This is a genomic window from Candidatus Poriferisocius sp. (assembly GCF_965219775.1).
Lineage (GTDB): Bacteria > Actinomycetota > Acidimicrobiia > Acidimicrobiales > Bin134 > Poriferisocius.
In genome coordinates this window covers 1,298,262-1,311,210 of the sequence record NZ_OZ244793.1, presented here as the reverse complement: position 1 = coordinate 1,311,210, position 12,949 = coordinate 1,298,262, and the positions used below count along the sequence as shown (strand labels likewise).

The window sequence follows — 12,949 nt, the reverse complement described above, 5'->3', positions numbered from 1 at the left end:
CTGCACCCTACCGGCGCGACCCAAGGGAGTGGCCTGCCCGAGTGCATTCGGGCGGCCAATTGATGGGTGCCGCCAACGGCGGCAGGTTGGTTTGGGCCGCATGAATCCGCGAGGGCACCGTGGTGCTCCGGGCGGGCCAGGTGCCGTGTTGGTCCACCGGATCCCGATGGTCGGCGTTGGCGGTCAGGGCGTCGGGATCATTGGTTCGCCAGTACGCCGGGTGGTACCACGGGTCGTCCAGGTGGCCCCAGCGGTACACGAACCGCTCCCATTCCCAGGCCTCCACCACCGGGGTTCGGCTGGCGCTCTCGTGGTGGATGAGCGTGGCCGAGGGCTCGACCACCACCCGCAGGCCCCGACGCCGCAGCCGCAGGCACAGATCCACATCACCGAACGAGAGCGGGAACACCTCCGACATCCCGCCGAGGGCCAGCAGGTCACGGCGTCGGGCCAGCAGGCAGGCGCCGGTCACGCTGATCACGTCCCGTGCCACATCGCCGCCGTGGGCCGCGGTGTGCTCCAGGAGCGCCCGCTGGAAGGGATGGAGGGGGTGGCCGTCGGCGATCACCATGCCCGCGTGCTGCACCGTGTGGTCGGGGTAGAGCAGGGCGGCCCCCACGGCGCCGACACCGGGGTCGTCGAGGTGGGCGGCCATTCGGCCCAGCCAGTCGGAGGACTCGGCCTCGATGTCGTCGTTGAGCAGCAACACCAACTCGCCCCGAGCGGCGAGCAATCCGCGGTTGACCGCCCGGGAAAAGTCGAAGGGCCCGGTCCCCCGATCAACCACCCGCACCGCCGGCCGGGGGTGGGATCGGGGGGGATCGCCCCGGAACTCCTCGCCCACCACCACGATCACCTCCAGGGGCGGGGGCTCCAGCCCCCCCAGCGACTGCAGGCACCGTGTCAGCATCGAGGTGGGGTCGCCGGGCTGGGCGAATCCGGCACTGGGGATGATGACGGACACCGATGCCTGACCACCCGGCGAGGGTCGGCGGCGTCGGGTGCCGGGGCGCCCGCCGGGCTCGAATCGGGGATCATCGGGCAGGGGAGTGGTCGGCGGCACCAAAGGCGTTGGATGGCTGGACAGGACAAGGGGCAGGTGGAGCACCGGGGCGTGGGCGTCGGCCAGCTTCTGCTCGATTGCCCCCGGCTCGTCCTGGGGGTCGAACGGGGGCCAACCGGCCCGCACCGCCACCGGGAGTGATGCCCCCGGTTCGGATTGCACCCGGGTGGGGGACCAGGCCGGGCGGGGCCGACGGTGATCACCGACCCGGACATCCCCGTACAGGGCGACGGCCTCGGGGTGGTCGGCCAGGGCGGCCAGGATCACCTCGCACGCGTCGGGCGGCAATCGGGCGCCCCCGTCAAGGTGGATGACCACGTCGTCGGCAGTGAGGGTGAGCCCCTCGTCACCGGCGTGGGCCAGGCGCCACGCGCTACGGGTTTGACGGTTCAGCGATTCTTCCAGCGGCGTCGGCGAACGGTCGGCACCGGCGACACCGGGGACAAGGACGACGAGAGAGGCCATGAGCCGTTTCCCATGGTATCGGGCCACCCGGCCCGATACCGTCGGCTGAGGGGCTATTCGATCACCGCCACCACGTCGCCGCCGCCCACGGAATCGCCCTCGGCCACCCGGATTTCCACCACCGTGCCCGACTTCTCGGCGCACACGTTGTTCTCCATCTTCATGGCTTCGAGCACCAGGATGGGATCCCCGGCCTCCACGCTGTCGCCCTCGGCCACCACCACTTTCACGATGGTGCCCTGCATGGGCACGGTGACCTGACCGCTGCCCCCGGCCGCCCGGCTCTTGTCGGGGCTGGACCGTTTGGGGCGGGGAGCGGCACCGGCCCCCGCGGCCATCGGCACGCCTTCGGGCATCCACATCCGCACCGAGAAGCGCTGCCCGTTCACTTCCACATCCACGTCCTGGGGCACCCGAGCCTCGGGGCCCGCGGACGGGTCGCCCCCGGCCGGTTCGTCCTTCACGCCGGTGAGGTCCAGGGTGTCCTCCACCCATTTGGTGGAGTGGTCCAGCGCGGCGAAATCGGGGTGCGACAAGATGGCCTTGTCGGCGCTGATGGTGGTGGCCACCCCGGTCACGTCCAACTCGTCGAGGGCCCGCAGCGTGCGGGCGATGGCGGTGGGCCGATCCCGACCCCAACAGATCAGCTTGCCCACCAGGTTGTCGTAGAACTGGCTGATCTCGTCCCCGGCCTCGTAGCCCCCGTCCCAGCGGGTGCCGTAACCGCTGGGGAACCGAAGGCCGGTGATGAGCCCCGGCGAGGGCAAGAACGCCCCCTCGGCCGGATCCTCGGCGTTGATGCGCACCTCGATGGCGTGGCCGGTGATGGCGATCTCGTCCTGGGTGAACGGCAGCGGCAGTCCCGAGGCCACCCGGATCTGCTGTTCCACCAGGTCCACACCGGTGATCAGCTCGGTGGCCGGGTGCTCCACCTGGAGGCGGGTGTTCATCTCCAGGTAGTAGAACTGCCCGTCCTCGTAGAGGAACTCGACCGTTCCGGCGTTCACGTAGTCGCAGCCCCGGGCCACGGCCACCGCGGCCTCGCCCATGGCGGTCAATACCTCGGGGTCGATGCCCGCGGCCGGGGCCTCCTCGATGAGCTTTTGGTGGCGGCGCTGGGCCGAGCAGTCGCGGGTGCCCAGGTACACGCAGTTCCCGTGGTGGTCGGCCAGCACCTGCACTTCCACGTGGCGGGGCCGTTCCAGATAGCGCTCCATGTAGATCTCGTCGCGCCCGAAGTAGCTGAGGGCTTCCCGCTGGGCCGACTCGATGGCCTCTTCCACCGCGTTCTCGTCGGGCACCACCTTCATGCCCCGGCCACCACCGCCGTAGGCCGCCTTGATGGCCACCGGATAGCCGTGCTCGGCCCCGAAGTCCCGGACCTGTTGGGGGTCGGTGATGAGATCGGTGGTGCCGGGAACCCCGTGGACCCCGGATCGCTCGGCGGCCAGCCGGGCGGAGATCTTGTCGCCCATGACCTCGATGGCCTCGGGTTTGGGGCCGATGAACGTGACGTCCCGGTCGGTGATGGCCCGGGCGAAGTCGGCGTTCTCGGAGAAGAAGCCGTAGCCGGGGTGGACGCCGTCGGCGCCGGTGCGCTCGATGACGCCGAGGATGGCCTCGGTGTTGAGGTAGCTCTCGGCGGCGGTTTGTCCGCCCAATGCATGGGCCTCGTCGGCCAGGCGCACGTGCAGGGCGTTGCGGTCCAGCTCGGAGTACACCGCCACCGTGGCGATGCCCATCTCCCGGCAGGCCCGGATCACCCGCACGGCGATCTCTCCCCGGTTCGCCACCAACACCTTGGTCAACACGGCAATATGGTGCCAGAGCGCCTCCCGCTCTCGCGAATAGTGGGAAGGCGCCAAGAGTGAGAATGCCGGAAATTTGGGAATGGCGGATCGGGTGGACACAACCGGGACAGGGCAACCGATGGAGTGGATCTCGGGTTTTGCCGTGACGTGGGTGGAGGCCACCGGATCCACCAACGCCGACCTGTTGGCCGCGGCCCGCCAGGGCGCCCCCTCGCGATCGGTCATCTCGGCCGACCATCAGCACTCGGGTCGGGGTCGGCGGGGCCGATCCTGGGAGGCCGCGCCGGGGTCCAGCCTGTTGTTCTCTGTGCTGATCCGGCCCACGGTGGCGGCCAACCACGTCCATCTGGTGACCACCGCCCTGTCGCTCGGCGCGGCGGAGGCCTGTGAGACCGTGACCGGGGTGCGGCCCGGATTGAAGTGGCCCAACGACCTGGTGGTCGCCGACCGCAAGCTGGCCGGCGTGCTGGCCGAGTCGGTGGCGGGCGGCGACCGGGTGGAGGCGGTGGTGGTGGGCATGGGCCTCAACGTGCGGGCCGGAGCGGCCCCGCCGGAGATGGCCGACACGGCAGTGACCCTGGAGGAGGTGGGCGGAGCGGCCGTCGACCGCCGGGAGCTGCTGGCGGCGATCCTGGCCCGGTTTTCCCGGTGGCTGGAGGGCATCGACGAGCCCGAGGGGCGGCAACGGTTGCTGGCGGCCGTTCGCCGGGCGTCGGTCACCCTGGGACGCCCGGTGTCGGTGGAGCTGGGCGACGGCAGGGTGCTGCAGGGGCGGGCCGAGGAACTGGACGATACCGGGGGCTTGGTGCTGGACGGGGGCCGACGGGTGGTGGTGGGCGACGTGATCCACCTGCGCCCACGAGGAGGCGGAGACTAGGGGTCCAGGTCAGTGGCCTTGAGGGTGGCGAAGGCCTGGGCGGCGGCCTCGGTGAGGGGGCCGGGGGCGGCGGGGAGCCGGTGGCCGTTCACCACCCCGATGGCCTGCACGTCGCGGGTGGTGGAGGTGAGAAACGCCTCGTCGGCCTCGGCCAGGGCCTCGATGGGCAGGTCGAGTTCGGCGGCGCCGGTGAGCTCGATGACCAGTTGGCGGGTGATCCCGGCCAAGCACCCCGAGTCCAGCGAGGGCGTGACCAGCCGACCTTGGTGGGCCACGAAAACGTTGCTACCGGTGCCCTCGCACAACTGCCCCCGGGTGTTGGCCATGATGGCTTCGTCGGCCCCTTCGGCCTTGGCGGTGGCCAGGGCCCGTACGTTGGCGCCGTAGGACACCGTCTTGAGACCGGCCAGGGGGCCGCGCTCGTTGATGGTCCAGTCCACGGTGGCCACCGCCGCGGTGGGCGGCCAGGGGGCCTGAGGGGTGGCGGCCACCGTGACGGTGGGGGGGCTGTCACCCCGGTCGCTGCCCAGCGGCCCGGTGCCGCTGCTGACCGTGACCCGCAGGCGACCCTCGGTGAGCCCGTTGGCCGCGGCCACCGCCACCATGGCCGCCCGCACGTCGTCGGGATCGGGCAGGGCGATGCCCAGCGGCTCGGCCGAGCGGGCCAGCCGTTGCAGGTGGCGTCGGGCGGCAAACGGCATCCCCCGCACGATGACCAGGGTCTCGAACACGGCGTCGCCCACCAGCCAACCGTGATCAAAGGGGGAGATGCGGGCTTCGTCCTCGGGGAGCAGCGAGCCGTTGATCCAGACGATGCGGGGCTCAGCCGACGCCATGGTATTCCCCGGTGGCCACGGCCAACAGCCGCCTGGCCTTCAACTCGGTTTCCTGCCACTCGTCCTCGGGGTCGCTGTCGTAGGTGATGCCCCCGCCGGTCCCCAGGTGGAGGTGGTCGTCCTCGATCCACAACGTGCGAATGGCCACGTTCAGGTCACCCCGGCCCCGGTCGGCGTCCACCCAACCCACCGCCCCGCAGTAGACCCCTCGGGGCTGGGGTTCCAGAGCGGCGATGGCCTCGAGGGCGGCCAGCTTGGGGGTGCCGGTGACCGAGCCCGGCGGGAAGGCGGCCTCGATGAGGTCGGGCCATCCCCGGCCAGGGGCCAGCCGCCCCCGAACGGTGCTCACCAGATGCACCAGGCCGGGGTGGTGTTCCAGCGAGAACAGGGCGGGCACGCTCACGGTGCCGTAGTCGCACACCCGGCCCAGGTCGTTGCGCACCAGGTCCACGATCATGAGGTTCTCGGCCTGATCCTTGGCCGTCAGCCCGGACGGGTCGGCGGCGGTGCCCTTGATGGGGGACGACGCCACCCACCCACCGTCGCGCACCAGGAACCGCTCGGGGGAGGCCGAGGCGATGTGGACCCCCTGGCCGGGCAGCCGGAGCACGGCGGCGTAGGGGGCGGGGTTGCCCTCGGCCAGGGCCGCCCCCAGAGCGGCGATGTCGGTGTCGGGGTCGATGAGCGGGGCGCTCAGTCGACGGGTGAGGTTGACCTGGTAGACGTCGCCGGCGGCGATCATGTCGCGGATGGTGGACACCCCGGCGGTGAATTCGGTGCGGTCGAGCGAAGTGGTCCAGGTGTCGGCGGGCAGGCCCTTCCAGGGGCGGCCCTTCCAGGGGCGGGCCGGGCGCACCGAGTCGAAGCGGGCACAGACCGCGTGGCCGTGGAAGTCGATGGCCACCGCCCAGAAGCCGTGGGATTCCAGAGCCTCGACGTCGTGGGTGACATCGGCCAGCCGGGAGCACAGGTGATGTCCCACTACGGCAACGGCCGCCACCTCCATTGGGCGCAGTGTACTTACACTGGCAGGTGGTGGACCGCAGGATTGGCCGGAAGAGGACGGCAGGCGAGCAGGGATCGGACCGGGGACGGGTTCGATGAGGCGTGGAGGGCGGCGCCGAAAGAGGACGTGGGCACAACTCTTCGTCATCGTGGCCGGCCTGGTGGTGTTCGGCGCCGCCGTGGGTGGGGCTTACGGGCTGGCCACGGTGAAGTCGGAGATCAGCCAGATTCCCCGGGTGACGGTGGGCCTGTCGCTGGACATCGAGACCCAGAGCACCTCGGAGGCGCAGAACTTCCTCCTGGTGGGCATCGACAACGCGGCGGGCATCGATCCCGACAGCCCCATCCACATTGACCGGGACGTGAACACGCTGCTCACCGACTCGGTGATCGTGGTGCGCATCGACCCCGGTGCCGACCGGGTGGCCATGCTGTCGATTCCCCGCGACCTGTGGGTCCCGATCGCGGGTCGGGGGTGGAGCGAGCGGGTCAACGCCGCCCGGGGCATCGGGGGCCCGGCCACTTTGATCGAGACGGTGTCGGAGTCGCTGGGGGTGCCCATCCACCACTACGTGGAGATCAACTTCGCCGGGTTCCTCCAGATCGTGGAGGCGGTGGACGGGGTGCCCTTGGAGATCGACCAGCCCATTCGCGACGACTCGCTGGGACTGCGCATCGAGCAGGCGGGGGTGATCACCCTGGATCCCGACACCGCGTTGGCCTACGTGCGCACCCGTCGTCCATTGACGCTGGTGGAGGGGGGCAACCCGGCCGACGACAACGCGTGGGTGCCGCTGGGGGTGTGGAACGACCTGGAGCGCAACCAGCGTCAGCAGGAGTTCATGGTGGCCACCCTCAAGCGGGCGGTGGAAAAGGGCATCCGCAACCCGTTCGCCCTGCGCCAGGTGGCCAACCAGTTGCTGGACGACGACAACCCCAGCATCACGTTGGACGACCGCATCACGGTGGGCCAACTGGTGGATCTGGGCGACGAGTTCCGGTCGTTCCCGGTGGAGGCCATCGAGCGCCATCGGCTGCCGGTGGTGGACGCCACCATCGACGGCAAACAAGTGCTGCTCCTGGCCGAAGACCAAGCCGAGGAGGTGCTGGCCTTCTTCCAGGCCGGGAGCCGGGCCGGGGTTCGGGTGCGGGTGTTGAACGGCACGCCATCGGGCACCGTGGCCGGGGTGGAGGCTGCTCTGGAGCAAGCCGGGTTCTCGGTGGTGGACCGCCGCAACGCCGACTCGTTCAACGTGGCCGACAGCGTGATCCGCCACACCGAGGCGGCGGCGACCGAGGCGGCCCTGTTGGCCGGCTACCTGGAGCCCCGACCGGTGACGGTGCCGGTGGCGTCCATCGACGGCGCCGATGTGGAGCTGGTGGTGGGGGCCGACGGGCTCTCGGTGGTGGATCGTCCCCGGGACTCCGCTTCCTGACGGTTGGCCACATACCAGTCGTAGGTGCGGCGGAGCCCCTCGGCAAAGGGGGTGGTGGCCTCGAAGCCGAACAGCACCCGGGCCCGAGCGGGGTCGACGCAGCGGCGGGGCTGGCCGTCGGGTCGGGTCGAATCCCACAGGATGCGGCCGGAGAATCCGGTGACGTCGGCGATGTCCTCCACCAGCTCCTTGATGGGGATCTCCTGGTTGGATCCCAGGTTCACCGGATCGGCCCCCCGGTAGTGCTCGGTGGCCAGCAGGATGCCCCGGGCGGCGTCGTCCACGTAGAGAAACTCCCGGCTGGCCGTCCCCGTTCCCCACACCTCGATGCTGTCCTCCCCGGCCTCCACCGCGTCCACGCACCGCTTGATGAGGGCGGGGATGACGTGCGAGACCGAGGGGTGGAACTTGTCGCCCGGTCCGTACAGGTTGGTGGGCATCAGGTAGATGCCCTGCTGACCGTACTGGTGGCGATTGGCCTGCAGTTGGACGAGTTGGGCCAGTTTGGCCACCCCGTAGGGGGCGTTGGTCTCCTCGGGGTAGCCCGTCCACAGGGAATCCTCCGAGAACGGCACCCGGGTGTGCTTGGGGTACGAGCAGACGGTCCCCACCACCACCAGCCGGTCGGTACCCGCCCGGCGGCACTGTTCGATGACGTTGGTGCCCATGAGCAGGTTGTCCAGATACAGACTGGCCGGCTGTTCCTGGTTGGCCCCGATGCCCCCCACCCGGGCGGCCAGATGAATGACCACGTCGGCTCCGACGTCGGCCAGAAGCCGCTGGGTGGTCTCGGCGTTGCGCAGGTCGTAGTCGGCGCTGGCCGGGGCGGCGAGCAGGGTGGGTTGGGCCTGGTTGAGCAGGCGGCACACCGCTCGGCCCAAAAAGCCGGTGCCTCCGGTGACGAGCACCCGCTTGTCCGTCCAGAAGCTGCTCACAAACCCCCAGCTTATGAGATCGCCCAGTTGTTCTGGTGGTCGCGCCGGCGGGTGGTCGGGCTGGCAGAATCGGGGCGGTGAGAGTGGCGATCACGCTGGAGCAGTGCTGGCACCGGGTGCCCGGCGGCACCGCCGCGGCCGCATTGGGCTGCGTGAACGCCCTGGGCCGGCTCTCGACCCCCCCGGAGTTGGTGGGGGTGTCCGCCCGGCACCGCCGCCCGCCTGCCCCGCCGTTTGCCCCCGGCATCGAGATGGCTTCATTGCCGTTGCCCCGCACCGCCCTCTACTGGGGGTGGCATCACCGGCGGTGGCCGTCGGTGGAACGGGCGGCCGGACCGGTGGACGCCATCCACGCCACCGGCATGGCCGTGCCTCCCCGAACCGTCCCGCTGGCGGTGACGGTCAACGACCTGGCCTTCCGGCGGCACCCCGACCACTTCACCCGTCGGGGCCTGCGGTTCTTCGAGCAATCGCTGGACCTGACCTGCTCGGAAGCCGACTTGGTGGTGACCCCGTCGCACCACACCGCCGATGACTGCGTGCGGGCCGGCATGGACGCCGACCGGGTGCGCGTCGTTCCCTACGGCGTGGACGACGCCCAGGTGGCCGCCGACGCCGCCGAGCAGGTCCGCCTACGATTCGGGCTGGCCGAGCGGTTCGTGCTGTGGGTGGGTACCGCCGAGCCCCGCAAGAACCTGGCCCGACTGATGGAGGGGTGGGCCCTGTTGGGTCGCACCGACGAGGAACTGGTGCTGGTGGGCCCCCAAGGGTGGAAGTCCGGCCCTTCCGAGGCGGCCACGTCGGGCAACGGGCACATCCGTCGGCTCGGGTTCGTGGCCGAGGACGACAAGCGGGCCCTGCTGCGGGCCGCCGCGGTGGTGTGCTACCCCAGTCTGACCGAGGGTTTCGGCCTGCCGGTGTTGGAGTCCATGGCCCAGGGCACCCCGGTGGTGACCTCGTCGGTGGGGGCCACCGCCGAGGTGGCCGGGTCGGCCGCCGTGCTGGTGGATCCCACCCGGCCCGAGGAGATCGCCCAGGGGTTGGCCGGATTGCTGGACGACCCCGATGCCGCGGGCGAACTGGGCCGCAGGGGTCGGGAGCGGGTGGCGGAGCGCTTCACCTGGGAGCGCACCGCCACCGGGCTGCTCGACGTCTACCGGGAGCTGACCGGCTGATGGGGGAGGCCAACGCCGCCGGTTCGGTCATCTCGGTGGGGGTGAACCTGTTGTGGCTGCGGCCCGGCCGGGTGGGGGGCTCGGAGGATTACGCCGTCCGGCTTCTGTCGGCCATTGCCCCCGATGCCCCGGTGCGCCTGACCCTGTTCGTGCTGCCCGGCTTCGCCAAGGCCCACCCGGCGCTGGCCGAACGCCACGAGCTGTCGGTGGTGCCGCAGGGCCGGGGTCGGGCACTGCGAGTCGTCATGGAGCACACCTGGCTGGCCCGCCAGTGTCGGCGTCGAGGCCTGTCGGTGGTCCACCACCTCGGGGGGACCGTGCCCTGGGTGGGTGCTCGACCGGTCGTGGTCACCGTGCACGACATCCAGCCGTTGGACCACCCGGAACACTTCGGGCCGATCAAGCGGCGGTACTTGCGCCGGGCGCTGCCGTGGTCGGTGGGCAAAGCCGACGCGGTGATCACGGTGAGCGAATTCTGCCGCCGTCGCGTGATCGAGCGGCTGGATCCGGCGGACACCCCGGTGGTGGTGATGTCCGCCCCGGTGGACCTCTCCTCCGGTCATGCCGAGGGGCCGCTGGGGGCAGTCGAGCCCGATCTGGACCACCCCTTCGTGCTCTACCCGGCGGTGGCGTACCCCCACAAGAACCACGAGGTGTTGCTGCGGGCGCTGGCCCGCCTGGCGCACGACGGGGTGGACGTGGAGGTGGTGGCCACCGGAGCACCCGGCCCACAGGACACCGCCCTGGACCGCCTGGCCACCGAACTCGGGGTGGGTCCCCGGTGGCACCGACTGGGCCGCCTTCCCCGGTCGGTGCTGGACGGGCTGTACCGTCAGGCCGCCGCGGTGGTGTTCCCGTCGCGCTACGAGGGATACGGCCTCCCGGTGGTGGAGGCCATGGTGCGGGGATGTCCGGTGGTGGCCGCCGACGCCGGGGCCCTGCCGGAGGTGGTGGGTTCGGGCGGGCGCCTGGTCGACCCCGACGACCAGGCCGGTTGGGCCGAGGCCATCGGCGCGCTGGTGGGCGACGCCGACGCCCGCAGGGAGTGGAGCGAGGCCGGCCGGAACCGGGTGGGGGAACTGGCCGGGGGAGATCCAGCGGAGGAGTTGGTGGCCCTCTACCAGCGGGTGGCGGGCGGCGGGGACCGGGGCGACGGGGACCCAGTGGCCCGACGTGAGGCCCGGTCCTGAGATGCGCATCCTGGTGCTCTGCCCGCACTATCCGCCCGACACCGCCCCCACCGGGGAGGTCATGGCCGCCCTGTGCGAACGGTGGGTGGCCCGGGGCCACCGGGTGGACGTCATCACCAGCCTGCCGTGGTACCGGGACCACGCGGTCGCCGAGGGGTGGTCGGGGCGGATGGTGCGCACCGAGCGGTCACCGGGGGGCCGCATCCGGCGTTGGTACCCGTTTCCCGCCGACAAGGGGCGGCTGGCCGCCCGGGCGATGGCCTTCGCCGGTTTCACCGTGCTGGTCGGGGCCGACGCGGCGGCTGCCGCCCGCCGCAGCGACGTGGTGTTCGCCATGTCGCCCCCGCTCACGCTGGGGGCCGCAGGGTGGGCGGCCGCCCGGCGCGGGCGGGTGCCCCTGGTGTTCAACGTGCAGGACGTGTTTCCCGACGCCGCCGTGCAGACCGGGGTGTTGACCAATGCCCGGGTGGTGGCGGCCGCCGGTCGTCTGGAGTGCTGGGTGTATCGGCGGTCCGACGCGGTGACCGTGCTGTCGGAGGGCATGGCCGCCAACGTGCGGTCCAAGCTGGATGCCGGTGCCGACCCCGACAAGGTGGTGGTGATCCCCAATGCGGCCGACGCCGCCCGCATCACCCCGTCGGATCGGGACAACCCCTATCGGGCCGAGTTGGGCTCGGCCGGCGACCCGGCCAACACCGTGGTGATGTACGCGGGCAACCTGGGCCACTCCCAGCCCCTGGAGTTGGTGGTGGCCGCCGCCCAGCGGTTCTCCGATCAGGGCCGCGCCGACGTGCAGTTCGTGGTCAACGGCGCCGGGGTGGCCCGCTCGACGGTGGCCGAAGCGGCCCGGCGTCTCGACAACCTGCACCTCTCCGGATGGCAGCCGCCCGACCGCCACGGCGAGGTGCTGGCCGCCGCCGACGTGCACCTGGTGCTGTTGCGATCCGGCCTGGGGGCCACCAGCGTGCCCTCCAAGGTGTACTCGGTGCTGGCTGCGGGCCGCCCGGTCCTGGCCGCGGTGGATCGGGACAGCGAGGTGGCGCGGTTGGTGGCAGCCTCCGGCGCCGGCCGAACGGTTGACCCCGACGACATCGACGGCTTTGGCGCGGCGGTGGCCGAGATGGCCGACGATGCCGCCGCCCGTTCCGAGATGGGGCGCCGGGCCAGGTCCTACGCCGAGACCGCCCCCGGCCCCGACCGGATCGCCGAGAGCTACCTGGAGCTGTTCGCCGAGCTGACCGGGCGAACCAGCCGGATGGAGTAGCCGGGAGCCCTACAGGTGTGGGTTCCGGCGTGGGGCCGGGTAGCGTGGTGAGCCGTGGCAAGAGCCTCAGGATCACGAAAAGTGGCACGGGCCGCGTCCATGGGCGGGGCCGGACAGCGACGGATGATCGGGTTTCCCGCCGTGGTCGTGCTCATCATCCTCATCGGCATCGGCGTGGTGGCCGTGGCCCGGACCCAGCGCGACGCCGAGGCCCGTCCCGGTCTCAGCGACCACTGGCACTCGGCCTACGGGGTGTGGGACTGCACCGACGGCGAAGGCGGCGACTTCCAGCCCATCTTCGAGGGTCGTCAGAACAGCCAGGGCTATCCCTACGACCCCGAGGGCATCCACTCCCACTCCGACGGGATCATCCACATTCACCCGTTCACCGCCAACGCCGCCGGCGAGGACGCCACCATGGCCAAGTTCTTCGAATCCATGTTCGTGACCATGGACCAGAACGGCATCACCGCCGCCGAGTTCGGGGTGATCAGCGCGGTGGGCGCCGAGTGTGACGGGCAGCCTGCGGTGATGCAGATCGTGCGGTGGTCCAACGCGCTCACCGCCGATCCCAACCAACCGGACGAGCGGGTCTACGAGGACTTCGGCGACATGCGGTTCAAGAACGACGGCGAGGCCTTCACCATCGCCCTCGCCCCCCGTGACGGGGCGGTGCCCCTGCCGCTCACCGTCAACGACCTGGTGTTGGTGTCGCCCGCGTTGGTGGCCGACCTGTCGCAGCCCGAGGGACCGGTCCCCTTCGAGGAGGACATCGACGAGGACATCCCCGGCGTGCGGGTCGAAGACGACGGCTGAGCGGGGCTCTTCCCCGCAGGACCCTCTCCCTGCCGGAAGAGATCCTCGGAGGGCCCTAGCGGAAGAGATTCTCGGA

Annotated in this window: 10 protein-coding genes and 1 pseudogene; 6 read left to right on the top strand and 5 right to left on the bottom strand. The window is 71.2% G+C overall.

The window, feature by feature from the left end; all coding sequences use genetic code 11:
- Positions 1-7: 7 nt before the first annotated feature.
- Positions 8-1,528, bottom strand: a complete 1,521-nt coding sequence (locus ACOQPQ_RS05995) for a glycosyltransferase family 2 protein (protein WP_420638533.1) — start codon at positions 1,526-1,528, stop codon at positions 8-10.
- A gap of 53 nt (positions 1,529-1,581) precedes the next feature.
- On the bottom strand, positions 1,582-3,339 hold the full coding sequence (locus tag ACOQPQ_RS05990) for an acetyl-CoA carboxylase biotin carboxylase subunit (RefSeq protein ID WP_420638532.1): 1,758 nt from the start codon (positions 3,337-3,339) through the stop codon (positions 1,582-1,584).
- A gap of 118 nt (positions 3,340-3,457) precedes the next feature.
- Between ACOQPQ_RS05990 and ACOQPQ_RS05985 the strand changes: the two genes are divergently transcribed.
- A complete protein-coding gene (locus ACOQPQ_RS05985; RefSeq protein ID WP_420638531.1) occupies positions 3,458-4,216 on the top strand; it encodes a biotin--[acetyl-CoA-carboxylase] ligase in 759 nt (252 codons plus the stop codon).
- Here the strand turns inward: ACOQPQ_RS05985 and ACOQPQ_RS05980 are convergent.
- Positions 4,213-5,052 carry an aminotransferase class IV gene (locus ACOQPQ_RS05980; RefSeq protein ID WP_420638530.1) on the bottom strand — a complete coding sequence of 280 codons (840 nt, stop codon included), beginning with the start codon at positions 5,050-5,052 and terminating at the stop codon, positions 4,213-4,215. The two genes, ACOQPQ_RS05985 and ACOQPQ_RS05980, sit on opposite strands and share 4 nt — an antisense overlap.
- On the bottom strand, positions 5,039-6,058 hold the full coding sequence (locus ACOQPQ_RS05975) for an anthranilate synthase component I family protein (protein ID WP_420638529.1): 1,020 nt from the start codon (positions 6,056-6,058) through the stop codon (positions 5,039-5,041). The genes ACOQPQ_RS05980 and ACOQPQ_RS05975 overlap by 14 nt, the downstream gene beginning before the upstream one ends.
- 94 nt (positions 6,059-6,152) lie before the next feature.
- Here ACOQPQ_RS05975 and ACOQPQ_RS05970 point away from each other — a divergent pair.
- Positions 6,153-7,391, top strand: a pseudogene (locus ACOQPQ_RS05970) (LCP family protein); the annotation flags it as partial.
- Here ACOQPQ_RS05970 and ACOQPQ_RS05965 read toward each other — a convergent pair.
- Positions 7,373-8,428 (bottom strand): GDP-L-fucose synthase family protein, encoded by a 1,056-nt coding sequence (locus tag ACOQPQ_RS05965; RefSeq protein ID WP_420638528.1) that lies wholly within the window; start codon positions 8,426-8,428, stop codon positions 7,373-7,375. The pseudogene ACOQPQ_RS05970 and the gene ACOQPQ_RS05965 overlap by 19 nt on opposite strands.
- 77 nt (positions 8,429-8,505) lie before the next feature.
- Between ACOQPQ_RS05965 and ACOQPQ_RS05960 the strand changes: the two genes are divergently transcribed.
- From ACOQPQ_RS05960 to ACOQPQ_RS05945, 4 genes are all read left to right on the top strand, one after another.
- A complete protein-coding gene (locus ACOQPQ_RS05960; RefSeq protein ID WP_420638527.1) occupies positions 8,506-9,603 on the top strand; it encodes a glycosyltransferase family 4 protein in 1,098 nt (365 codons plus the stop codon).
- Positions 9,603-10,793, top strand: a complete 1,191-nt coding sequence (locus tag ACOQPQ_RS05955; protein ID WP_420638526.1) for a glycosyltransferase family 4 protein — start codon at positions 9,603-9,605, stop codon at positions 10,791-10,793. The genes ACOQPQ_RS05960 and ACOQPQ_RS05955 overlap by 1 nt, the downstream gene beginning before the upstream one ends.
- Positions 10,777-12,057, top strand: coding sequence for a glycosyltransferase family 4 protein (locus tag ACOQPQ_RS05950; protein WP_420638525.1), 1,281 nt, complete (start codon positions 10,777-10,779; stop codon positions 12,055-12,057). Before ACOQPQ_RS05955 ends, ACOQPQ_RS05950 begins: the two co-directional genes overlap by 17 nt.
- An 81-nt stretch (positions 12,058-12,138) precedes the next feature.
- Positions 12,139-12,873 (top strand): hypothetical protein, encoded by a 735-nt coding sequence (locus ACOQPQ_RS05945; RefSeq protein WP_420638524.1) that lies wholly within the window; start codon positions 12,139-12,141, stop codon positions 12,871-12,873.
- Positions 12,874-12,949 lie beyond the last annotated feature (76 nt).